Here is a 22,599-nt window from a genome sequence, read left to right on the forward strand (position 1 = left end):
CCGCCTCCGCCGGATGCTCGACCGGCTGTCCAGCTCCCAGGAGGATCTGGAGTCGGAGGAGCTGCGGGAGGACGCCCAGGCGTCGGGCTGCACCCGTATCTCGGAGTGCGACGACCGCCAGATAGTCCGGGTGGCTGGTACGTTGCGGACGGTCACCCTGCGTCCACGGGCCGGAGTGCCCGCGCTGGAGGCGGAGCTGTTCGACGGCACCGCGCCGCTGGACGTGGTGTGGCTGGGCCGGCGCTCCATCGTGGGCATAGAGCCGGGCCGCAAGCTGATCGCCTCCGGCCGGATCTCCCTGAGCCACGGCCGGCGGGTGCTGTTCAATCCCAAATACGAACTCCGACCGCTCGGACAGGAGTAGCCGGTGACGTCACCCGACGAGCCCGCCGCCTCAACAGATTCCACCGCCCCCCGTACCCCGGGCGCGCCGACCTCGGAGAGTGACGTGAAAGCCGTCACCGAGGCGGCGCTCTTCGAGGCGTTCGGCGGTGTGCGCGGCATGGTGGAGACAGTCCTGCCGGGGCTGCTCTTCGTCACGATCTTCACGGTCAACAAGGACCTGCACACCTCGGCGATCGCCGCCCTGGCCGTCTCGCTGCTGCTGGTCGTGGTGCGGCTGATCCGCCGCGACACCGTCAAGCACGCGTTCAGCGGGGTCTTCGGCGTCGCCTTCGGTGTCGTCTTCGCGATGATGACCGGCAACGCCAAGGACTTCTACCTCCCGGGCATGCTCTACACGCTGGGGCTGGCGCTCGCCTACATCATCACCACCCTGGCGGGCGTGCCGCTGATCGGGCTGATCCTCGGCCCGGTCTTCAAGGAGAACCTCTCCTGGCGCACCCGTAACCCGGGCCGCAAGAAGGCGTACGCCAAGGCCAGTTGGGCCTGGGGGCTGATCCTGCTCGCCAAGTGCGCGATCCTCTTCCCGCTGTACTGGTGGGCGGACACCGCGCAGTTCGGCTGGGTGCTGATCGCGCTGAAGATCCCACCCTTCCTGCTCGCGGTCTATCTGACCTGGGTCTTCCTGGCGAAGGCGCCCCCGCCGATCGATGTCTTCGCGGAGATGGAGGCGGAGGAGCGGGCCGAGGAGCAGGCCGAGAAGGACCGCCTGGCGGCGGCAGCCGCGACGGCCGGGACGGGGACGGATCCCGGCACCGGCACCGGCAACGGGACCGGGGAGCGCGCGCGGCACCGGCGTTAGGCCGCCGGCGTGTGACACGTACAGCACGGTACGTACAGAACGGGACAGCCCGTCCGGGAGGTGATCGCCTCCGCCGGACGGGCTGTCCCGTTCTCCCGTTCTGCGCGTACCCGGTTTCCGTACGTACCCGGTCAGGGGGTCTCGGGGTGCCGGACCGACAGCAGGTCCTCCAACTGCTCCTCGCGCGCCTGCGCCGCCACGAAGAGCAGCTCGTCGCCCGCCTCCAGGGTCTCCTCCGGATGCGGCGTCAGCACCCGCGTCCCCCGGATGATGGTGACCAGGGACGTGTCCTCCGGCCAGGACACATCACCGACCTGAGTACCGGTCACGGCCGACTCCGGAGGCAGCGTCAGCTCCACCAGGTTGGCGTCGCCGTGGCTGAAGCGCAGCAGCCGTACGAGATCACCGACGCTCACCGCCTCCTCGACCAGCGCCGACATCAGCCGCGGTGTGGAGACCGCGACATCGACGCCCCATGACTCGTTGAACAGCCACTCGTTCTTGGGGTTGTTGACCCGGGCGACCACGCGCGGCACGCCGTACTCCGTCTTCGCGAGCAGCGAGACGACCAGATTGACCTTGTCGTCGCCCGTCGCGGCGATCACGACATTGCAGCGCTGGAGCGCCGCCTCGTCCAGCGACGTGATCTCGCAGGCGTCGGCGAGCAGCCACTCCGCGAGCGGCACCCGCTCGACCGAGATGGCGCTCGGCGCCTTGTCGATCAAGAGGATCTCGTGCCCGTTCTCCAGCAGCTCACCCGCGATGGAACGGCCCACCGCGCCGGCTCCGGCAATCGCGACGCGCATCAGTTCCCGCCTCCGTCCGGGCCCTCGGCGAAGGCCGCCTCGACCTTCCCGATGTCGTCCGTACGCATCATCACGTGGACGAGATCGCCCTCCTGAAGGACCGTCTGGGAGGTCGGCAGCATCGCCTCGCCCAGCCGGGTGAGAAACGCGACACGGACGCCGGTCTCCTCCTGGAGCCTGCTGATCTTGTGGCCGATCCAGCTCTCCGACGTGTGCACCTCGGCGAGCTGCACCCCGCCGCTGGGGTCGCGCCACAGCGGCTCGGCGCCGGACGGCAGCAGCCGGCGCATCATCTGGTCGGCGGTCCAGCGGACCGTGGCCACGGTCGGGATGCCGAGGCGCTGATAGACCTCGGCGCGCTTCGGGTCGTAGATCCGCGCCGCGACGTTCTCTATGCCGAACATCTCGCGGGCCACCCTGGCGGCGATGATGTTCGAGTTGTCGCCGCTGCTCACCGCGGCGAACGCGCCGGCGTCCTCGATCCCCGCCTCGCGCAGGGTGTCCTGGTCGAAGCCGACCCCGCTGACCCGGCGACCGCCGAACCCCGAGCCGAGCCGGCGGAACGCGGTGGGGTCCTGGTCGATGACGGCGACGGTGTGTCCCTGTTGTTCCAGGTTCTGCGCGAGCGCGGCACCGACCCGGCCGCAGCCCATGATGACGATGTGCACGTCGCTACCCCGCAGTCCTGGTCGCCTCGATGACCTGCGAAAACACCCTGTTCACTCTTCTTTCTCGACCTGCCGGGTACCCAGCGGGATGCCACGTACGGCAGCCCTTCGGAACGAGCTTAAGCCGCGCCGCTCACGATGCCGTCATCCCCGTCCGCACGGGATGGGGTGGTGGGCGCACACGTGGTCGTTCGAACGCATACGATCCCTTCCGTGTCCAAACTGACCGACGTGCCCAAACGCATCCTGATCGGGCGGGCGCTGCGTAGCGACAGGCTCGGGGAGACCCTTCTTCCCAAACGCATCGCGCTGCCCGTCTTCGCCTCCGACCCGCTCTCCTCGGTGGCGTACGCGCCGGGCGAGGTCCTGCTCGTGCTCTCCATCGCGGGTGTGTCGGCGTACCACTTCAGCCCGTGGATCGCGCTGGCCGTCGTCGTCCTGATGTTCACCGTCGTCGCGTCGTACCGGCAGAACGTGCACGCCTATCCGAGCGGCGGCGGCGACTACGAGGTGGCGACCACCAACCTCGGGCCGAAGGCCGGGCTGACCGTCGCCAGCGCGCTGCTCGTCGACTACGTGCTGACCGTGGCCGTGTCGATCTCCTCCGGGGTGGAGAACCTCGGCTCGGCGATCCCGTTCGTCGTGGAGCACAAGGTCCTCGTCGCCATCGGGATCATCGTGCTGCTCACGCTGATGAATCTGCGCGGCGTACGGGAGTCGGGCAAGCTCTTCGCGATCCCCACGTATGTGTTCGTCGGCGGCGTCTTCGTCATGATCGCCTGGGGCGCCTTCCGCGGGCTGGTGCTCGGTGACTCCATGCGGGCCCCGACCGCCGACTACCAGATCAAGCCGGAGCACCAGGGGCTGGCCGGCTTCGCCCTCGTCTTCCTGCTGCTGCGGGCGTTCTCCTCCGGCTGCGCCGCGCTGACCGGGGTCGAGGCGATCAGCAACGGGGTGCCGGCCTTCCGCAAGCCCAAGAGCAAGAACGCGGCGTCGACGCTCGCGCTGATGGGCGTGCTCGCCGTCACCATGTTCTGCGGCATCATCGGGCTGGCCATGGCCACCGATGTGAAGATGGCCGAGAACCCGGGCACGGATCTGATCCACAACGGCGCGCCGGTCGGCGCGGACTATGTCCAGAACCCGGTGATCTCCCAGGTCGCCGCCGCAGTCTTCGGCAGCGGGACGTTCTTCTTCGTCCTTCTCGCCGCCGCCACCGCGCTCGTCCTCTTCCTGGCCGCGAACACCGCGTACAACGGCTTCCCGCTGCTCGGCTCGATCCTCGCGCAGGACCGCTATCTGCCGCGCCAGCTCCACACGCGCGGCGACCGGCTCGCCTTCTCCAACGGCATCGTCCTGCTCGCCGGGGCCGCCGCGCTGCTGGTCGGGGTGTACGGGGCGGACTCCACGCGGCTGATCCAGCTCTACATCGTCGGTGTCTTCGTCTCCTTCACGCTCAGCCAGACCGGCATGGTCCGGCACTGGAACCGCCATCTGCGGACCGAGCGCAACGCCGCCAAGCGCCGTCACATGGTGCGCTCCCGGGCGATCAACACCTTCGGCGCGTTCTTCACCGGGCTGGTGCTGATCGTCGTCCTCGCCACCAAGTTCACCCACGGCGCGTGGGTCGCGCTGCTCGGCATGGTGATCTTCTACGGCACGATGACCGCGATCCGCCGGCACTACGACCGGGTCGCCGCCGAGATCGCGGCGGCCGAGGGCCCCTCCGACGACGCGGTCCGGCCGTCCCGCGTGCACTCCATCGTCCTCGTCTCGAAGGTCCACAAGCCCACGCTGCGCGCGCTGGGTTACGCGAAACTCATGCGCTCGGACACCCTGGAGGCGCTCTCCATCAATGTGGACGCGGCGGAGACGAAGGCGCTCAAGGAGGAGTGGGAGCGGCGGGGCATCAATGTGCCGCTGAAGATCCTCGACTCGCCGTACCGCGAGATCACCCGACCGGTGATCGAGTACGTACGGGGGCTGCGCAGCGAGAATCCGCGCGACGCGATCAGCGTCTACATCCCGGAGTACGTGGTCGGCCGCTGGTACGAGCATCTGCTGCACAACCAGAGCGCCCTGCGGCTGAAGGGCCGGCTGCTCTTCACCCCGGGTGTCATGGTCACCTCCGTGCCGTACCAGCTGGAGTCGTCCGAGCTGGCGAAGCAGCGCGCGAAGCGGCGCTCGGTGTACCAGGCGCCGGGGGCGGTACGGCGCGGTCTGGTGGACGGCGGCCGTCCGGCGGGCGGCGGCCGTACGGGCGGTGGTGCGGGCGGCACGGCGGGCGGTGGCGCGGGCGGCACGGGCGGCACGGCGCGGCCCAAGAAGCCGGCCGACGGGGAGTGAGGGCACGCGTGGCGGGCGGGGCGCCGGCGCGCACGTAGACTGGTGGGCTGCTGCGGTCCGGCGGCGCGGTACGGGTCGCGGGCCACACTCCCCGCGAGAGCCCCGCCGCACCTCCGCACCGCTCTCGCCCCCGCCTTCCCTTGATTCTTGGAGCATCCCCCTCATGTCGACACCGACACCATCGCAGGCTTCGCTGATCGGGGAGGAGTACGAGGTCGAGGTGGGCCCCGTGGCACACGGCGGTCACTGCGTCGCCCGTACCGACGACGGCCGGGTGCTCTTCGTACGGCACGCGCTGCCCGGTGAGAAGGTCCTCGCCCGGGTGACGGAGGGCGAGGCGGACTCCCGCTACCTCCGCGCCGACGCGGTCAAGGTCATCGACGCGTCCAAGGACCGCGTCGAGGCGCCGTGCCCGTACGCGGGCCCCGGCCGGTGCGGCGGCTGCGACTGGCAGCACGCCAAGCCCGGCGCGCAGCGGCGCCTCAAGGGCGAGGTGATCACCGAACAGCTCCAGCGGCTCGCGGGTCTCACCCCGGAGGAGGCGGGCTGGGACGGTACGGTCATGCCCGCCCCCGGCGACAAGCTGCCCGCGGGCGAGGTGCCCGCGTGGCGCTCGCGCGTGCAGTACGCGGTCGACGAGAACGGCCGCGCCGGGCTGCGCAGGCACCGCTCGCACGAGGTCGAGCCGGTCGACCACTGCATGATCGCCGCGGAGGGCGTCAGCGAGCTGGGCATCGAGCGGCGCGAGTGGCCGCAGATCGCCTCCGTCGAGGCAATCGCGGCGTCGGGCTCGGGCGACCGGCAGGTCATCCTCACCCCGCGCGAGGGCGGCCGGCTGCCGCTGGTCGAACTGGACAAGCCGGTCTCCGTACTGCGCGTCGCGGAGCAGGACGGGGGAGTGCACCGGGTCCACGGCCGCGCCTTCGTCCGCGAGCGCGCCGACGGCCGTACGTACCGCGTCGGCATGGGCGGCTTCTGGCAGGTCCACCCGAGCGCGCCCCAGCTGCTGGTCGAGGCCGTCATGCAGGGCCTGATGCCGCGCAAGGGCGAGACCGCGCTCGACCTGTACTGCGGAGTCGGCCTCTTCGCGGGCGCGATCGCGGAGCGCGTCGGCGACACCGGCGCGGTGCTCGGCATCGAGTCCGGCAAGCGCGCCGTCGAGGACGCCCGCCACAACCTCCAGGCGCTGCCCCGGGTCCGTATCGAACAGGGCAAGGTCGACCAGGTCCTGCCGCGCACCCGCATCACCGAGACCGACCTGATCGTCCTCGACCCCCCGCGCGCCGGCGCCGGCAAGCAGACCGTCAAACACCTCACCACCCTGGGCGCCCGCCGCATCGCCTACGTCGCCTGCGACCCGGCGGCCCTCGCCCGCGACCTGGCCTACTTCCGCGAGGGCGGCTACAAGCCCCGCACCCTGCGGGCCTTCGACCTCTTCCCGATGACGCACCACGTGGAGTGCGTTGCCATCCTTGAACCGGTCGCAAAGGGCGCCTGACCTGCGGTTCCGTGCGTGCGCATTATGTGCGGTGTGGGCGTTACGGGCGATATCTTGACGCTGAAATGACGCTCGTGACGCTCATTTGACGCTCGTTCTGATGGGGCATCAGGTGAACTGTTGGGCAGGCCAGGCCCCGCCGGGTGGCGTATATCGATGGGGTGCCGAGGGTAGGCGGCGTTCTGCGCGGAGCTGCTGGTTCCTGATGATCACTTGTGCCGCAGCCTGGACGCCGGGGGATTGGCGGTCGGCTTATGTCTTGCGTGATCGAGGGTTGTTAGGGGGTCAGTCGGAGTGGCAGGGAAGCGCTTGTGGAGGTCTCCGGGGACGGCCTCTACCACCTGAGGGGTTGACGCCGGCTAAAGGGGGCGACCAGACGGCATCCGGCGGACATGCTGGGCGCAGGCGTAGCTCCGTGCCCTACGCCGAACGGCCGGTCGCTCGTGCGCGACGAGTCAAGGCGACCGAGTTGGTCGAACGGCATCTCATCGAGGGGCAGGTCCCTGTCGCCGATGACGACCAGCGCCCCGAGTGGCGGAAGGTCATCGACTATGCGAAGCGGCACGGACTAGAACCTCCCGGCAAACGCATCCAGAAGGTCCGCTTCCGGGCAAGTGGGTGGAAACTATACCTCGCAGAGGGATCGCACCCCAACTCGCGGAGCCGGAAGCCGGCGGGTGACGCCTCGGTGGTTCCGGTTCCCGCGCGGCTTACTTCTCCTCATTCGATCGTCGCCGCGCTCAGAGACATGGAGGAGCGGCTCGTGATGCCTAGGCCCGTGATCCGCCGATCGCTGATGATCACCGCACGCGTCGAGCTCCCCACCACCCGACCATGATCAACCATCCAGGCTCGACGTCTCACCGCCAACCGTGCACGAGCTCGTTGAACTTGACGTTCACCCCGACTCATCTCGCGCTGGAGTTGAGCGTCAAGGTCACAGCAAGTACGAGAAGCGCAGTGCCCCGCCCTCCTCGCGGTAGCGGCCCCGGCCGCGCTTTCCGTAGGGGTTGGGGATCATCTGGATGGCCATCTTGTGAGGGGTGAGGGCGTGGGTGACCACCAGGAGGCGCCAGCGGTCGTTGCCCGCGTGCTGGCGGGCCGCGCGGACCTCGCTTTCTCCCAGCTCGAAGCGGCCGCCTTCGCCCCCGGTCGCCTTCACCTCGTACAGGTAGGGCCGGCTGCCGGAGCCGACCCGGAAGTCGAAGCCGAGGCCGTCGTCGCCGGACGGGCCGGGGAAGGCTTTGCGGCGGTTGCCAGACACCCAGCTGGTCTCGTCCATGCGGTCCGGGTAGCACGCACACAGCCACTGGTACGCGTACCACTCGCCCACGTAGCCGATGGCCTCCCGCTGGGCCGTGGTCAGCCCGCTGTCCGTGCCGCCCCCGTACCGCCGCCCGCGCGTGTGACTGCTGGCCTGGGTGCGCCCGGTCTGGGGACGGGGGTCTGTGAAGCGGAGCGGCCCGGCGGCGGTGATGCCCGGCGCCGAGCCGCTCTGCAGTACCCGGTCGAGTTCGCGGGTGAGGGCGGTGAAGTCGCCTGAGTGCACGTCGAAGTCGCGGCCGCCAACGGAGATCGACCGCCGTTTGCGCTCCCGTTCGCGGCGCTCGTGTCCCGCCGCGTTGCGCACCCGGTCCAGGTCGCCCTCGGACAGCCCGTGCCGTTCGGGATCCGTCGCCATCGCCATCCCGTCGGGCCACTGGCCGAGGGCCGCAAGCCAGCCGACGACGTCGGTGGGGGACAGGGGTCGGAAGTCCAGCGCGCCCGCGGCTTCCAGCCGCGCGGTGACCTCCTCGGCGGGCTCGACTCCGGTCAGGGCCGTGGGCAACGGGTGTCCGGCAGCCCTGACCAGGACTGCGAGGTCGGCGGCCAGGCCGGTGATCGTACGGAGGTTCGCGCCGCGTACCTGGTCAGGGGCGGGCAGGCGGTCGCCCGACCGGGGCAACGGCACCGAGCGGCCCAGGCGCAGCGCCAGCTGCTCCTCCACGTGCGCCTCCAGGCTCCCCGTGTCGGCCATGTCCACGGTGTACGTCCATGCCTCCGGCGCGGTGATCCAGTCCAGGGCCCGGACCGAGGGCCAGTCGGGCATCGGACGGCGCGCGTCAAAGCCCTCCAGCACCGCCCAGCGCAGCCGGTTGACGAGCTCCTTCTTGCGCAGGTCCAGGTAGGTGCGGAGCGCCTCCTCGTGCTCGTCGGCGTGGCTGATCGGTTCCAGGGGCGGGTTCATCGCGCGCAGGGTGTCGTTCAGCTCGGCGAATCCGATGCCCAGGTCGCGCCGCAGTTCGTCCGTACCGCGGGCCGCGCGGGCCCTGGCGATGAACTCGGAGACGGGGACCGGGAGCTCGGCGGCGTACTCCTCGAGGTGAGCCTGGAACTCCCGGGTGTCGCCGGGCGGCGGCAGGAACAGAGAGTTCGCGGCCTCCGTGCCGAGCAGGTGGACGAGGAAAGGCCGGCAGCGCTCTAGGACCACGCCGATGGCCCCGTCGATCCGGCGACTCGTCTCCTCGACCTGGTGGACCGTGACTTCCAGGGCGTCGGCGAGCTCCTCCTGGCCCGGGTCGCGCAGGTCAGCGTGGCGGGAGGCGAGCTGGTGGGCGGCGAGGCGCAGCCGGTCGCCGAACTCGCGCCGTCCCAGCAGCTCGGCGAGCGCCACCACGATGCGGGTGGTCTCGGGCCAGCTCGGCTCGCCTGCCGGGGCGAGGACGAGCGGATGCTTCGGATCGGGCAGCGGCAGCACCCCGCCGAGGCGGCCCGGCAACGTCACGGGCCGGCCGTCGAGCTCGATGTCCCAGGAGCGGTAGCGGTGCAGACATACGCTCCGGACCAGGGACGTCAGCTCGCTCAGCTCGGCCTCGCTCGCCCGGGGGCCGCGCGCCAGGTGGTCGCAGAGGACGCCCACGGCCAGCGTGAGCCAGGGCAGCTGCTGGACCAGTGGCTCTCCCATGGCCGCGGGGTTAACCCGTGCGCCGTCCACGGTCACCGTGAACAGCAGGTCGTCGGTGTGCCGGACGGTGGCGGGGTGGTCGGCCGCCAGCAGCTCGGCGGCCTCCGCCGAGACACCGGGAAGGGTGAGCAGGGGGCGCGCCATCTCCCGTATAAGCAGGGCCGTCAGGCCGTCGCGTTCACCGCTGACGTAGAGCACGGTCCCGGCATCACCATCGCCATCGCTATCCCCGCCGTCCAGGGCGGACAGCGGAACGCTGATCAGCCTGTCCTCGGACTCAGCGAGCAGACTGGCGCCCGCGGGCAGTGCGGGACGGGCCCGCCGTACGAGGTGCCTCCACGCGCGTTCGTTGGCGCGCTGCGCGGCGGGCCGGTCCTCGGCCCCCAGCGCGCCCTCCGCCGCGAGCGGTCCCAGCGCGGCGATGAGACGTTCACTGTCCCGGGGGTCGTCCCAGGTCGGCAGCCGCATCTCCCGCAGACGGTCGCCTGCCTTGCCGCGCTCCAGGAGGTGGCGCAGCCGATGGTCGACGGTCGGCGCGTACGAGGGCTCCTCCTCCAGCCCGGGCGGGCAGTGCCAGGCGTCGGCCGGCCGGACGAACCGGGCGGCCCGGTCGCGGCCCCGCACTGGGAGCCACGGCTGCTCTCGGACGAAGGCGCCGAGCGGGGTCGTGACCCGTTCTGTGTCCGGGGAGTTCTGGCTGCCGGCACTGGTCCAGACACTGGCGAACCTCTCGTCGTTCCAGTTGGCCAGGCCGTGCAGGACAAGCCGTGCGTACGCCAGCCGGGCCTCCTGGCCGAGGCGTTCAACGACGTCCTGGCCGGGGAGCTGCCAGGCGGGGGTTCCCCGGTACGGTGTCCGGGGGTAGTAGACACCGGGCCAGTGGACGTACGGCTCCCACTGCTCCTGCACCTCGGCAGACACCTTCGCCATGCGGACCAGCTGCCGATCGCTGAGCTCCCGGCCTTGGTCCACCCGGCTCAAGGCGTCGGAGGAACTGACCGGGACCAGCCCGTCGGCCACCCCGGCCTCCCGCAGGAACGCCCGCCACTCCGCAGCGGTGGTCTCGTCGCCCCGCTTGTCGAACTCCTCGGGCCCGGCGAGGAGGCGGCCGGCGATCGCCTTAAGGCTCTTCGACACGTCCTGCCCGCCGGCGACCACCGCTGCCAGGTCCTCACCGACGGACGCGCGGCCCCAGCCTCGGCCGAAGACGGCGCCGCTCGCCCTGATCAGTCGGCCGTCCGCCGACGGTACGTACAGTCCAAGCGAGGAGATCTCCGTCCCGCCCAGCGAACGCCGCGGCTGCCACAGCCGGAAGACGAACCGCAGAGTCTGTAGCCGTAGCCGGAGATCGGTGCTCGCGCTGAGCGCCTGCCGTACGTGGTCCAGCAGGCCCCTCGTGTCGTACGGCCGGACGAGTCCCTCCTGCTCGAGGAAGGCGCGGGCGGCCCGCCCGCGCGTACGCTCGCCGCGGTCCTTCCAGACCAGCCCCGGGTGCAGGGAGAACAACCGCTTGCCGAGCAGGGCGGGGACGGACGGGGCCTCGCTCTGGTTCGCCTCCGTACGCACCGGCTGGAAGAACGCCTCGCGGCGGGCACCCTGACCGCTCGGCTTGCCCTGTGTACGGGTACTTGTGCCCGTACCCGCCCTGTCGAGGGGACGGTTGGTGTGCCGCCGTGTGCAGTCCTCCGCGAGCAGCAACTGCCTGCCGTGCAGGACGTGCCCGTCGTCCTCGAAGAGGGCGGCCAGGTCCTCGTACAGCGCGCTCCACTGCTCCGGGGACTCACCGGACCGGGGGAGAGGAAGGCCCCCGACGATCCGTTCCACGTACTCGGCGAGGAGCTCCGGGCCAGGCTCCCACGGGCACGCGAGGGCCTTGCACAGGGTGGCCAGCCGTTTCAGCCGGTCGCCGCCGATCTCGGGGTCCGCCACCACGACCCCGGCCTCGTACGCACGGTGTGCCGTGAGGACGGCCAGGTCGAGGTCCGGCCACAGGACCGCTCCCCGGGGCGGGGCCCAGCCCGCCTCCGGCGGGGCGCCGTCCGCGGCGAGAACGGGCACGAGCGGTACGTCGGCGAGTTCGCTACCGTGCACGCGCAGAGCGGCCGCGCGCAGCCGCCCCGCAGAGCCCTTCTCACTCTCCCAGCTCACCAGGTCCACGGCGAGCTGCCCCATCGACGGCTCGGGCACGGTACGCAGTACCGCGGCGGCCGCCAGACAGGTCTCGGCGACCGCGTCGAGCAGCAGCACGTTGAGGGGGTTGTCGGAGGGAAGCCCGGTGCGGTCGAACTTGGTGAAGAACGGGGCGTTCACGTGCCCCGGGAACGGCGCGGCCTGGTCCTCGCCCATCGGCAGGAAGGTGTAGATCTGCCCGCGTCGCGGTCGGCGCGGGGCGGGCAGCGGGAGCGCGACCTCGACGACGGCGGACCGCTTCCACTCCTGCCACGTGTCGTCGAGGAGCCCGGAACCCACGGCCTTGGCGAGCGTGCTGTTCAGCCGTTCCTTCTCCACGGTGCCCCGGGCTACGAGAAAGGTGCCGGACGGCCCCAGGTCCACGGTCGCGCAGGAGACGGGGAATCCGTGCCCGGCGCCGTCCTGCTCCACATCGAAGCGCTCCTCGGAGCGGGTCAGCTCGTACCGCTCGTGCGCCTCTTGGCGGTCGCCCGACTCGCCATCGGCAGCCCGCCGTTCCAGCGTCAGGCCAGCGAGCCGGTCGAGGAACAGCATCACGGGTACCTTCGCCCCGGCGAGCTCGCGCATCCGCAGCCGGACCTCGGCCCGGGCGGCCTTGCTCAGCAAGGGCAGCCGGACGATGGTTACGTACCCCTGAGCGGCGAGCTGCCGGCAGGTCGCGGGCACATCGTCCAGCGGCAGGGGCGCCTGGAGCGGCGGATACTTGGCGGCCACCTCGTGGGCGTTGTCCTCACCGGCGAGGAACTCCTCCACGTCGACCTTCTGCGCGAAGCGGAAGCAGTACCCGTCCAATTCCGGGCCGAGCGGGCTGTCGGGGTCTGCGCTGTAGATCTCGGGCGCGTCGCTGATCAGCAAGATGCTGCGGAACCCGACGCCCTTGTTCCCGATGCCCTCACCGACCTCCTTCGAGCTCTGCGCGAGCTCGCAGACCCGCTCGACGTTCCGCCAGGTGAAGGGCGTGCCGCCGTTGGCGACGTACAACGTCCCCCACTCGCCCTCCGCCTCGTCCAGCAGGACGTGGACCCGTCCGTCGCGGCGGTCCCTCGGATGCGCGTCGTAGCCGTTCTGCAGCAACTCGAAGAGCGAGCGGCCGGCGTACTCCCGCGCGCTCGTGTACGACACGGCGTTCACCTGCCGTGCCATGCGCAGGACTTGCTCCGACCGGGCCCCCTCCAGCACGGACCAGCCGTACTCCCGCAGCTGCTCGGCCCGGGCGTTCCTCGCCATGGTTCTCCCCTCACCTCAGCGTGATGAGGACGGTAACCCGCCGCACTGACATCGGGGGGCGCGAGGACCACCGTGTGGAGCGCTGCTCGGAGCTGAGCTTGACGTTTAGGTCCGCCGTCGAACGGGGCAGGATCTGGGCCGAGGACCCGAACACCGGAAAACGCCGCGATCTGGGACTCGAGGACGAGAGAGCCTTCTGGACCTGGGCCGTAGTCGAGGTCCTGCGGGCCACCGGCATCCGCATCGAGGAACTGCTGGAACTCAGCCACCACAGCCTGGTCTAATACCGGCTGCCCACCACCGGTGAACTTGTCCCCCTCCTTCAGATCGTCCCGTCCAAGACGGACACCGAGCGGCTGCTGCTGGTCAGCCCCGAGCTCGCCGACGTCCTCAGCGCGATCATCTGCCGAGCCCGGGAGGCCACCGGCGCCGTTCCCCTGGTCCGCTCCTACGACCGCCGCGAACGCGCGTGGCAGGAGCCGGCCCCGCTGTTATTCCAACGACGCATCCGGGGTGAGGACGGCGCGTTCACTGATGAAACCGTTCGCACCATGCTCGACGAGGCCCTCACCGACACGGGCCTGACCGACGTCACCGAGGCCCCGCTTCGCTACACACCGCACGACTTTCGCTGGCTGTTCATCACCGATGCGATCCTCAACGGGCTGCCGCCGCAGATTGCCCAGGTGATCGCTGGCCACCAGGACATCAACGTCACTCTCGGTTACAAAAACCCTCGGGAATTGCATCTGACGGGCGTGAAACCGCAGGTCGCGTGGTCACAGCGGGAAGCTGAAGGACTCCGGGGCCCCTACGAACTGGCGTCCTGAACAGGGGTGTTGCCGAGATGATCCCTTCTGATGCATGATCTGCTCTCCAGAAGGGATGGCCGGGAGTGGTGCATCAGCAGAAGGCGGCCCTGGCCGGGTCCGCCCGTATGGAGGTCGTCTCCGGCGTGGCCCAACTGCGCCCTGAGGACGCGATGTTCGACGCGATGCTGCGGGGCTGGCGGGCTCAGCAGAAATCGCGAGGGCTGAAGGACGAGACGATCGACCCGAGGGAACGGCTGATCCGCCGGTTCCTTGAGTTCGCGAACGAGTACCCGTGGCAGTGGACGCCGGCCCACCTGGACGAGTGGTCGGCAGCGCTGACGAGCGAGAAGCATCTGGCGCCGTCCACGATCCGCAGCTATCAGGGCACTGTCCGGCTGTTCACCGAGCTCCTCATCGACGCCCGGTACGGCTGGGCCCTGGCATGCGAAGAAGCCTTCGGCACCTATCCGGTGGCGATCTGTCACGAGTGGAATACCCTCCCTCACCTGCAGGATTACGAAGGCAACCCGGAGGCGAGGCCGTTCACCAGGGAAGAGCTGCAGCGTTTCCTCGACTATGCCGACGACCAGGTCGCACGCGCCGTGAAGTCGAAACGCAAGGGAGCCCTCGCCGCCTACCGGGACGCCACGCTGTTCAAGGTCATCTACGGGTGGGGGCTTCGGCGAACCGAGACGTCCAAGCTCGATGTGGTCGACTTCGGGCGGAACCCGCAGGCCCGGCAGTTCGGCCGGTACGGCACGCTCAACGTTCGTTACGGCAAGGCGAAGAAGGGCCAGCCGCCACGGCGCCGGAACGTGCTGTCGGTGATGGACTGGGCCGTCGAGGCGGTCGCCGACTACGTCGAGAATGTCCGCCCGCGCTTCGGGTTCCCCGATCAGCCTGCTCTGTGGATCACCGAGCGCGGGGGCCGCCTGCAGCCCGGATCGATCAACGACCGCTTCGAGGCATATCGGGATGCCCTGGGGCTGCACAAAGAGTTGACCCCGCACGGACTTCGCCATTCGTACGTCACGCATCTGACCGAGGACGGGGTGGACCGGCGGTTCATCCAGCAGCAGGTCGGCCACGAGTGCGACAGCTCCCTGGCTATCTACACGCACGTCAGCGACGACTTCATGAACACTGCCCTGAGCAAGGCCCTGGTCCCGGCGTTCGCCGGCGTCTGACGAGGAAGGACCCGATGATGGCCGCCAAGCTCGACTACCACTGGCACCTACGCAAGGTCATGGCGGACCGCGGGATGTTCTCCACCACCGACCTCCTACCGCCGCTGAAGGAACGCGGCATCACGCTGTCCACGAGCCAGGTCTACCGGCTCGTCGTCGAGCGACCGGAGCGACTCAGCCTGAAGATCCTCATGGCCCTGCTGGACATCCTGGACTGCACGATGGACGACCTCATCGAGCCGATCGCCACGGCCGGGGCGGCGAAGAAGCCCAAGAAGGCCGCCACGGGCGGGACCTCCGTCTCCGAAGGCGTCGGGGAACTACGGCCAAGGCGAGCCCGGATCAACGGAGTTGACCGATGACAGCGATCGCCGAGGAGGTCCTCGCCGATCCGGTCGGCCTGATCGTGCGCCTGGTCGGAAAGGTCGAGAAACACCTGGACGCCGACCGCATCCGCGGCATCGTCTGCACGCTCGTACGCACCCGAGCCGGCCGCCGCAACCTCGCCCAGGCCCTGCACGACAACCCCTCGCTGCTGCGGACCGGCAAGCCGCCCGCTCCGTTCCGCGTCGCCAGGCTGCTGATGGCCCTGCACGAAGCGGGCGCCCAGAACACTGCCCTGCCCCACTGCGGCGAGTGCGGACGCCCCCGCCCCTACGTCGGCAGCCGCTCGGGCGGACGATGGGGATGCTCACCCTGCTTCGACACACCCGCCGTCTGCGCGGGCTGCCACCAGCAGCGGCGAGTCGTCAGCCGCGACCGCCACGGTCAGCCCCGATGCGCCAAGTGCCCCGACACCGACGGTGATCCACTCAAGGAACTCACCCAGCTGATCACCGACCTCGACTCCGCACTCGACGCGGACACCATCCGGACCGCTCTCGAGCGGGCCACGAAGCGGCCCGCCGGGCAGCGACGACTGGCCTGGGCCGTGATCGAACGTCCAGAGCTGCTGACCAGCGCCGGGCACGAGGCCCCCACTCCGGCGGTGCTGCGGTTCATCGGCGAACTCGCCGTCGGCGGCGCCACGAAGGTCCTCAAACCCGCGTGTCCGCGCTGCCACGGAGTGAAGGCTCTGTCGAAACTCCTGGACGACCAGCGGATCTGCCGGGCCTGCTTCGCCAAGCACGCGGCCGTCCCCTGCGCACGCTGCGGCGCCGTCCGCGAACCCGCCACTCGCGATGCTGCCGGTCAGCCGCTGTGTCCCAACTGCCTGATCCGCGACCCCATCAACTTGGAAGTCTGCGTCGGCTGCGGTCGTCGCCAGCCGGTCGCGGTCCGGCTCGCCGACGGCGTCCGCTGCCCCAGCTGCCGGCCGAAGGAGATCAGGCAGTGCGGACACTGCGGCCGCACCGCCCCTTGCGAACTCTCCCGGGCCACCGGACAGCCCTGGTGCGACCGCTGCCAGCAGCGATGGGTGACCTGCAGCGGCTGTGGCACCGTCGCCCAGGCCCGCGGCGGCACCTGGGAAAAACCATCGTGCGCGCAGTGCACCAACCCCGACCCCGGCTTCTGGGGCCGCTGCCCCGTCTGCACCACCACCTGGCAGCTCAGCCCCCGTCCCTGCCAGCGATGCGCCCTCGACCGGAAGATCCGCGACCTCCTCGGCGACAGCACCGGGACCATCGGGCCCGAACTCGCACCCTTCCATGCGGCATTGACGAGCGCCGAACGTCCTGACGTCGCCTGGGCCTGGATCTCCCGCGAGAAGGCCCGGGACCTGCTGGAACGCATAGGGCGCGACGAACGCCCCGTCACCCACGAGGTCCTCGACAAACTCCCCGCGGGCAAGGTGCTGGCCCACCTTCGCAGCGTCCTCGTCGCCACGGGCACCCTGCCACCGCGCGACGAACGGCTCGTCGCCCTGGATACATGGATCACCGAAACGGTCCATGCTCACACGGACCTGGCAAAACGCCGGATTCTGCACGGCTACGCGGTCTGGCACCACTTGCGCCGGCTCCGCCGCCGCATCGGCGACCAGCACACCACCCAGCTCCAGGACATGAACGTGCGCTGCCACGTCACCGCGGCCGACAACTTCCTCACCTGGCTCGCCACCGAAGGACTCACCCTGGGCACCTGCACACAGGCCGACCTCGAACGCTGGATGACGGACCCCGCCTTCACCTACCGCGACGAGACCGGCCACTTCGTCCGCTGGTCCGTACAGCACCGCCATGCTCACACCCTGACCTACGGCACCGTCCGCTGGATCGGCCCACAGGGCACCATAGACAGCGAGACACGCTGGGCCGACGCACGCCGCCTCCTCAATGACGACACACTGCCCACCGCGGACCGCATCGCCGGACTACTACTGATCCTCTACGCACAGAAGATCGCCACCATCAGCCAGCTCACCGTCGACGACGTCGACATCACCGGCGAGACCGTTGCGATCTCCTTCGGAACCTCGCCCGTCATCCTCCCAACGCCACTGGCCGCCCTGGTCCGCGAGCTCGTCGCGACCCGACGCGGCAAGGCCAAGATCGGCAGCCCGGACAACGTCCCCTGGCTCTTCCCCGGCGGACAGCCCGGCCGTCCCCTCAGCGACAGCCAGATCGGCCTGCGACTACACAAGATCGGCATTCGGCCCCAACGGGACCGATCCACCGCCCTGTTCACCCTCGCCGCCGAACTCCCCGCCGCGATCCTCGCCCGGATGCTCGGCATCCACATCCAAGTCGCCGTCCAGTGGCAGAAGGCATCAGCCGGGGACTGGGCCGGATACGCCGCAGATGTCAGCCAACGTGTCTCGGAGAACCAATGAGACTGCCCGTCATCATCCACCACGCACGCCTCGGGGCAACGGAGTTCAAGGTCATCCGCCCTGCCCAGCCACTGCCCCACGCAGTACTCATCGATCACGACCGGCACCTGGACGCCTACCTTGATCAGGACGCCGCACGCCGGATTGGCGGCCTATGGCGACTCTCCGCCACGTCACCACGCGCGCTGATCCACCTGCCGATGCGCGGCAACCAGCCCCCCTCCCGCGAACTGCCGGAGGACGCGACGCGCCAGCTCGATCTCGTGCTGCTACATCACTCGCTGCAGTTCGCGCCGGCACGCTGGAAAGAGATCCGCAGCCGCCTCGGCCCAGGCCGTCCTCGGACCGTGACGCTGCCCGACTCAGGACTCGAAAGCGATGCCGTGGTCGACCACGAGGCACGGCACTACCAGGAGAACCGGGACCTGTTTCACCAGCACCTCCATGCCGAGACCCTGTTCATGACCGGCAGTGCCAAGGTGTTCAGGGAGACCGCCCGGCACTTCCTCGACGTCGCTCGCAACGGGCCCGGCTACGTCCCCATCCATCCGAACTACCCGTACTTCTGCACAGAGCTCCACTCCAACGACGGCATCCTCGGCGACGCGCGAGAGATCCACATCGAGTACTGCAACGAATGGACCTCATGATCCAACAGGCACAGGGGGAGGCATTCAGGCAGTTCCAATACCCGACTCCACCATTAGCGGTCTACCCTGCCGAGACGATCGAGGCCCACCGGGCGTTCATCGCCCGTCGGCGGGCCTCCCGTCCCGGCGAGGAGTACCGGATCCCGACAGAGGAGGAGTGGGACGCCTTCCTCGCCCACTTCGAGAAGCGGAAGGTGTCCATCGGCACCTGTGCACGCGCCTTCGGATCCCCCTGCATCCATGAGCACGCTTGTGTCAGATGCTCACTCCTCCGGCCGGATCCGGCCCAACAGGCACGGCTCGTCGACATCCGTGACAACCTGATCGCCCGCATCGCCGAGGCCGAACGCGAAGGCTGGCTCGGCGAGGTCGAGGGGCTCAAGGTCAGCCTCACCGGAGCTGAGGAGAAACTCGCCCAGCTTGACCGGCGCCCCTCCGGCCCCAGCGTCGTTGATCTTGGTCTTCCTGTGATCATCAACCCCAACTCCCCCCATCAGCCCTGTTCATCGGAAGCGGAATGACGCCCGCGTCGGAGCAAGTAGCTCGCCCGCCTTCTTGGGGATCTAAGCCCCACGGAATTCGACGCGCGAGTCGGCGACGTCGCTCAACCGCAAGCGTGATCGCTCGACTGGAGCGGCACCCCACGCCCCGGGCCGTCGTGGACTACGCGTGTCACGCCTCCCGCACGCTGACGGCGGCCCGGTGATGGCGGGGCGCCTCGATCTCGTCGACCAGTGCGATCGCCAGGTCCGCGTACGTGATCCGGCTGGCCGGGTCGCTGTGCTCGGCGATCCGGTAGCTGCCAGTGCGCGTGCCCTCATGGTCGAAGTCGCCCGCCGGGGCCACGTACGCCCAGTCCAGATCGCACCTCCGCAGCTCGTCGAGGCCCGCGGCGTGGCCGAGGGAGAAGGAGCGGTACTCGTTCGGGTAGCCGGGCTCGTCCATCAGGGGAGCGCCGGACGCACCAGGCATGACCGATGCGAGCCCGACCACCACGAGGCGGTGCACGCCCGCGTTGGCCAGGCCGGTGGCCAGGGCACGCGACGACGAGGTGAAGAACTCGTGTGGTGGCACGGACAGGTCCGCGGCGGCACTGATGGCAGCGCCATGCGCGGCAGCCGCATGCTCGATGCTCGCCGTGTCCGTGACGTCGCCCGCCTCGACCCGCACGTCGGTCAAGTCGCTGTGGCCCGCAGGGTCGCGCACCACGGCGGTGACCTGGTGTCCGCGACGGTGCGCCTCCGCGACGGCCTGCCTCCCGGCCCGGCCGCCGGCACCGAAGACCACAATGTTCACAACGTACCGCCTCTCACCAGTGCCGGAGCCCGTGCCCCGGCCAGTTCTCCGACGCTATCGAGAGCCCCGGTTACCACTGGGATACCGGCTAGGGTGAGACCATGAGGGAACCGCTGCCCGCCGACATGTTCGACGAACTGTGCCCGTCCTCGCTCAATCCGATCCGATTCGGCGACAAGTGGGCAGCGCTCATCATCCGCTGCCTCGAGCACGGGCCGCGCCGGTTCTCCGAGCTGCGCGTGCCGCTGAGCCGCGTCACCCCCAAGGTCCTGACCCAGTCGCTGCGGTCCCTCGAACGAGATGGTTTGGTCAGGCGCACCGTCTACGCCGAGGCCACCCCGCATGTTGAGTACGAACTGACGCCGCTGGGCCGCAGCATGCTCCAACCGATAGTGGTCGCTTGCGCCTGGACGGAGAAACACTGGGACGAACTGCTTGGTGCCCGGGAGTCGTACGACCAAGCCACCCGCCTTGACCACGCCGGATGACGAGGCGACCGGTGGTCCTGCGCTGCAAAAGGATCAGACTTCACGGACCGCGGCTTGCGGTTGCTCCCGCGAGTGCGATCGCTGAACAGGCCGAGCTGGATCCGCAATCTCAGACTGATTAGTTCAGAGAAGCCTGCGTCCGCTGCCCGATGCTCTGGCCTGACCCCGCCCAGCGTGACCGTCTCGTCGAGATCCGCGACAACCTCGTCGCCCGCACCGCCGAGGTCGAACGCGAAGGGTGGCTTGGCGAGATGGAAGGGCTGCAAGTCAGCCTCGCCGGAGCGAAGGAGAAGCTCACCCAACTCGAACGGCGGCCATCCCGCGTCGTCGTCGACCTCGGCATTCCCGTCAGCAGGACCCTATCCTCATGACGGCCGCCCGAGGCCCGCACACCTTGGTGCCGCCATGCGGCAAGATACGGCGAGGACATAGAGGGGGGTCTCATGGACGGCAAACTCTGCGATGGCTGGGTTCACTCGCTCAATGGTCAGACACTCTGTTTCACGGGCAAAGTGCTCATCGATGGCGAATGGACCGTCCGAAAGGACTGTGAGGAGATAGCCCAACAGCTCGGCGCAAGCTGGAAGTCGGACTTCTCTCGCAAGATCACAGTCTTCGTACATGGCGATCTCGCCAGCCAGGCTGTGACCGACCCGCACCGCGAGTACAGCAAGAAGCTCGTGCGCGCCGCATGGGAACGCGACCGCGGATACCACGTATGCGTCGTGGACGGGGATGGCTTCGCTGACCTGATCGACGGACATCCCGCGCGCTGCCGAGAGCTGCAACGGGCGCACGGCATCGACGACCACGTCCTTGTCCTTCCTCAGACTGGAGACGGGATCTTGGGCGGTCCGCTTCAGCAACACAGAGTCGGTCGCCACGAGCCTGGTGCACTGGCGCTCGACCTTGCACACCTCGACAAGGGCACGGAAGCACACGAGTCCACTATCGCGGCACTCATCGAGCACCTGGCACGCCAGCACGTCGAACTCCGCGGACACGCTCGCAATGCTCCCCGCTTCGACGCGGGCTGGTCACGCGGCGACGATGTCTTTATCGCCGAGGTCAAGAGTTTGACTGGCGCAAGCGAAGACCAGCAGATTCGACTAGGGATCGGACAGGTCCTCGACTATGCCCACCAACTTCAACTGGCGAGGACATGCGGTCGAGTGCGCCCCGTCCTGGTATTGGAGAAACAGCCGACCGACCCCAGGTGGACGTTACTCGCGGAGACCAGCGGGATTCTACTCACGTGGGCCCCCGACTTCGCTGGGTGCTGAAGTCCCGCACGACAAACCTGTCCGAGGTCACTTGCAGTGCCAAATCAGCTGCAACAGCAGGAGATCCGCGGCACGTGGACTTTGATCGTTCTCCTGTCGCATCAACCCCGCAAGCGGTACGTTCTATGTGCCCGAAGCACATCACCGGGCAATCTCGCCATACGCGGAGGTGGATTACAGATCATGAGACTCGTGGACGATCTCACTCTGGAGCGCGGCACCTCCCTGCAGGAGAAGCCGGGTACGACTTGCACTGGGGTCCCAGCGAAGGGCCCGGCCGTTGAGTGGGAACTACGCCTTCCCGGCCGCCCGTTGTTGACAGTGCACGACACCCGCTGGGACAACGGCGAACGAGATCTCGTGCTCTACCAGCCCACGGTCGTCCCCGAAATCCCCGCGGCGCTATCCAACCTGCACAACCGGCTGCGCGTCGGCATCGCTCGCGCGCCGGGAAATACAACCACCCTGCGCATCATGGCCTTCCCAGCCTGGGTGGACGGAGAACGCCCCAGGATCAAGAAGTCCCTCACCACAGCTCAGCTGGCAGCCAAGTACGGTCTCCAGCAGTTGCGTGACCTGACCGCGCGTCCGGGCGTTGCTCTGCACTCGGCGGGCGGCCGTGTCGACGTTCCAGGGTGCGACGTGGATGATCCGCAGGACGAGATACACATCCAGCACGCCTTGTCCTTCCCAGCCGAGGACGATGAGACACCCGTGATCGCCTTCACCCACCTACGCGTGGTGCCCGTTCTCCGCCATGTCGGCTGGCTTTCCATGGTCGCCGTGTAACACACGGCGCTGGACGTCAGGCGCGTACGTCGCCTGCCTGCGCAGCGACCATGAGACGCACAGCGCCTGACAATGAGGGGGTACCCGTGAGTGATCACCGACCGAGCCAGCGCGTCAGTCTGGAGAAAGCGATCCGCGCGCTTCGCGGCCTATGGGACACCCAGCGCGCGCATACCACACTGCGCGACGCCGGTCATGAGCCAGAGGAAAAGCACACGCGGCAGATTCTCCGCGATCTCGCGAGCAGCGGCCTACTGGTCAAGGTGCAGGACCGGCCGGTCCTATACCGCACAGAGCCTATGAACGAGTGAGGCAGGCCCTCACGCGGCACGGGGCCCGAAGGGCATGAGGTTGGTGCACTGGACCGTACCGCCCAGTTCAGAGAAGGTGTGATCAATCAGGGCCTGTACTACATGGCCTGGCTCACCGCGCACAGCA

General features: G+C 69.1%; 19 protein-coding genes. 15 read left to right on the forward strand and 4 right to left on the reverse strand.

The window, feature by feature from the left end:
* Positions 1-13: 13 nt before the first annotated feature.
* Both DVK44_RS27000 and DVK44_RS27005 read left to right on the forward strand, forming a co-directional pair.
* Positions 14-364 carry an OB-fold nucleic acid binding domain-containing protein gene (locus tag DVK44_RS27000; protein WP_329821516.1) on the forward strand — a complete coding sequence of 117 codons (351 nt, stop codon included), beginning with the start codon at positions 14-16 and terminating at the stop codon, positions 362-364.
* A 3-nt stretch (positions 365-367) separates the two neighbouring features.
* On the forward strand, positions 368-1,204 hold the full coding sequence (locus DVK44_RS27005; protein WP_408055362.1) for a DUF3159 domain-containing protein: 837 nt from the start codon (positions 368-370) through the stop codon (positions 1,202-1,204).
* Positions 1,205-1,335: 131 nt separating this feature from the next.
* Here the strand turns inward: DVK44_RS27005 and DVK44_RS27010 are convergent, their stop codons facing one another.
* Complete coding sequence (locus DVK44_RS27010) at positions 1,336-2,010, reverse strand: potassium channel family protein (protein ID WP_114662792.1); 675 nt, start codon at positions 2,008-2,010, stop codon at positions 1,336-1,338.
* A complete protein-coding gene (locus DVK44_RS27015) occupies positions 2,010-2,678 on the reverse strand; it encodes a potassium channel family protein (protein ID WP_114662794.1) in 669 nt (222 codons plus the stop codon). The genes DVK44_RS27010 and DVK44_RS27015 overlap by 1 nt, the downstream gene beginning before the upstream one ends.
* Before the next feature lie 213 nt (positions 2,679-2,891).
* On the opposite strand from DVK44_RS27015, the gene DVK44_RS27020 reads away from it, so the two are divergent.
* Positions 2,892-5,024, forward strand: coding sequence for an APC family permease (locus DVK44_RS27020; RefSeq protein ID WP_114662796.1), 2,133 nt, complete (start codon positions 2,892-2,894; stop codon positions 5,022-5,024).
* A gap of 163 nt (positions 5,025-5,187) precedes the next feature.
* The gene (locus tag DVK44_RS27025) at positions 5,188-6,522 is read left to right on the forward strand and encodes a class I SAM-dependent RNA methyltransferase (RefSeq protein ID WP_114662798.1); all 1,335 of its coding nucleotides are present in this window, start codon (positions 5,188-5,190) and stop codon (positions 6,520-6,522) included.
* A gap of 937 nt (positions 6,523-7,459) precedes the next feature.
* Here DVK44_RS27025 and DVK44_RS27030 read toward each other — a convergent pair.
* Positions 7,460-12,883 carry a sacsin N-terminal ATP-binding-like domain-containing protein gene (locus DVK44_RS27030; protein WP_114662800.1) on the reverse strand — a complete coding sequence of 1,808 codons (5,424 nt, stop codon included), beginning with the start codon at positions 12,881-12,883 and terminating at the stop codon, positions 7,460-7,462.
* 23 nt (positions 12,884-12,906) lie between these two features.
* On the opposite strand from DVK44_RS27030, the gene DVK44_RS37335 reads away from it, so the two are divergent.
* The 7 genes from DVK44_RS37335 (at position 12,907) to DVK44_RS36515 (ending at position 18,826) form a co-directional block, all read left to right on the forward strand.
* Positions 12,907-13,167, forward strand: a complete 261-nt coding sequence (locus tag DVK44_RS37335) for a hypothetical protein (RefSeq protein ID WP_228447382.1) — start codon at positions 12,907-12,909, stop codon at positions 13,165-13,167.
* A gap of 204 nt (positions 13,168-13,371) precedes the next feature.
* Entirely contained in the window at positions 13,372-13,713 is a 342-nt protein-coding gene (locus tag DVK44_RS37340; RefSeq protein WP_456243365.1) for a tyrosine-type recombinase/integrase, read from the forward strand.
* A gap of 65 nt (positions 13,714-13,778) precedes the next feature.
* Entirely contained in the window at positions 13,779-14,882 is a 1,104-nt protein-coding gene (locus tag DVK44_RS27040) for a tyrosine-type recombinase/integrase (protein WP_114662801.1), read from the forward strand.
* 14 nt (positions 14,883-14,896) lie between these two features.
* Complete coding sequence (locus tag DVK44_RS27045) at positions 14,897-15,244, forward strand: helix-turn-helix domain-containing protein (protein ID WP_114662803.1); 348 nt, start codon at positions 14,897-14,899, stop codon at positions 15,242-15,244.
* On the forward strand, positions 15,241-17,655 hold the full coding sequence (locus DVK44_RS27050) for a site-specific integrase (RefSeq protein ID WP_114662805.1): 2,415 nt from the start codon (positions 15,241-15,243) through the stop codon (positions 17,653-17,655). Before DVK44_RS27045 ends, DVK44_RS27050 begins: the two co-directional genes overlap by 4 nt.
* Positions 17,652-18,305, forward strand: a complete 654-nt coding sequence (locus DVK44_RS27055; RefSeq protein ID WP_114662807.1) for a hypothetical protein — start codon at positions 17,652-17,654, stop codon at positions 18,303-18,305. The genes DVK44_RS27050 and DVK44_RS27055 overlap by 4 nt, the downstream gene beginning before the upstream one ends.
* A complete protein-coding gene (locus tag DVK44_RS36515) occupies positions 18,293-18,826 on the forward strand; it encodes a hypothetical protein (RefSeq protein ID WP_162794056.1) in 534 nt (177 codons plus the stop codon). Before DVK44_RS27055 ends, DVK44_RS36515 begins: the two co-directional genes overlap by 13 nt.
* Before the next feature lie 151 nt (positions 18,827-18,977).
* Here DVK44_RS36515 and DVK44_RS27070 read toward each other — a convergent pair whose 3' ends face one another.
* Positions 18,978-19,601, reverse strand: coding sequence for an NAD(P)-dependent oxidoreductase (locus DVK44_RS27070; protein ID WP_114662813.1), 624 nt, complete (start codon positions 19,599-19,601; stop codon positions 18,978-18,980).
* Positions 19,602-19,702: 101 nt separating this feature from the next.
* Between DVK44_RS27070 and DVK44_RS27075 the strand changes: the two genes are divergently transcribed.
* From DVK44_RS27075 to DVK44_RS27090, 4 genes are all read left to right on the forward strand, one after another.
* On the forward strand, positions 19,703-20,089 hold the full coding sequence (locus tag DVK44_RS27075; protein ID WP_114662815.1) for a winged helix-turn-helix transcriptional regulator: 387 nt from the start codon (positions 19,703-19,705) through the stop codon (positions 20,087-20,089).
* Positions 20,090-20,238: 149 nt separating this feature from the next.
* A complete protein-coding gene (locus tag DVK44_RS27080) occupies positions 20,239-20,460 on the forward strand; it encodes a hypothetical protein (RefSeq protein ID WP_114662817.1) in 222 nt (73 codons plus the stop codon).
* Positions 20,461-20,532: 72 nt separating this feature from the next.
* Entirely contained in the window at positions 20,533-21,372 is an 840-nt protein-coding gene (locus DVK44_RS27085; RefSeq protein ID WP_228447383.1) for a BRCT domain-containing protein, read from the forward strand.
* 183 nt (positions 21,373-21,555) lie between these two features.
* Entirely contained in the window at positions 21,556-22,161 is a 606-nt protein-coding gene (locus DVK44_RS27090) for a hypothetical protein (protein WP_114662819.1), read from the forward strand.
* Positions 22,162-22,599 lie beyond the last annotated feature (438 nt).

The organism is Streptomyces paludis, assembly GCF_003344965.1.
In the GTDB taxonomy this organism is placed as follows: Bacteria; Actinomycetota; Actinomycetes; order Streptomycetales; family Streptomycetaceae; genus Streptomyces; species Streptomyces paludis.

What these genes read in the sequence shown, in the direction of transcription:
- DVK44_RS27080 (WP_114662817.1), top strand. Translation starts at nt 20,239, where the DNA reads ATGCTCTGGCCTGACCCCGCCCAGCGTGACCGTCTCGTCGAGATCCGC.
- DVK44_RS27030 (WP_114662800.1), bottom strand. Translation starts at nt 12,883, where the DNA reads ATGGCGAGGAACGCCCGGGCCGAGCAGCTGCGGGAGTACGGCTGGTCC.
- DVK44_RS27010 (WP_114662792.1), bottom strand. Translation starts at nt 2,010, where the DNA reads ATGCGCGTCGCGATTGCCGGAGCCGGCGCGGTGGGCCGTTCCATCGCG.
- DVK44_RS27085 (WP_228447383.1), top strand. Translation starts at nt 20,533, where the DNA reads ATGGACGGCAAACTCTGCGATGGCTGGGTTCACTCGCTCAATGGTCAG.
- DVK44_RS37335 (WP_228447382.1), top strand. Translation starts at nt 12,907, where the DNA reads ATGAGGACGGTAACCCGCCGCACTGACATCGGGGGGCGCGAGGACCAC.
- DVK44_RS27045 (WP_114662803.1), top strand. Translation starts at nt 14,897, where the DNA reads ATGATGGCCGCCAAGCTCGACTACCACTGGCACCTACGCAAGGTCATG.
- DVK44_RS36515 (WP_162794056.1), top strand. Translation starts at nt 18,293, where the DNA reads ATGGACCTCATGATCCAACAGGCACAGGGGGAGGCATTCAGGCAGTTC.
- DVK44_RS27055 (WP_114662807.1), top strand. Translation starts at nt 17,652, where the DNA reads ATGAGACTGCCCGTCATCATCCACCACGCACGCCTCGGGGCAACGGAG.
- DVK44_RS27075 (WP_114662815.1), top strand. Translation starts at nt 19,703, where the DNA reads ATGAGGGAACCGCTGCCCGCCGACATGTTCGACGAACTGTGCCCGTCC.
- DVK44_RS27050 (WP_114662805.1), top strand. Translation starts at nt 15,241, where the DNA reads ATGACAGCGATCGCCGAGGAGGTCCTCGCCGATCCGGTCGGCCTGATC.
- DVK44_RS27090 (WP_114662819.1), top strand. Translation starts at nt 21,556, where the DNA reads ATGAGACTCGTGGACGATCTCACTCTGGAGCGCGGCACCTCCCTGCAG.
- DVK44_RS27000 (WP_329821516.1), top strand. Translation starts at nt 14, where the DNA reads ATGCTCGACCGGCTGTCCAGCTCCCAGGAGGATCTGGAGTCGGAGGAG.
- DVK44_RS27025 (WP_114662798.1), top strand. Translation starts at nt 5,188, where the DNA reads ATGTCGACACCGACACCATCGCAGGCTTCGCTGATCGGGGAGGAGTAC.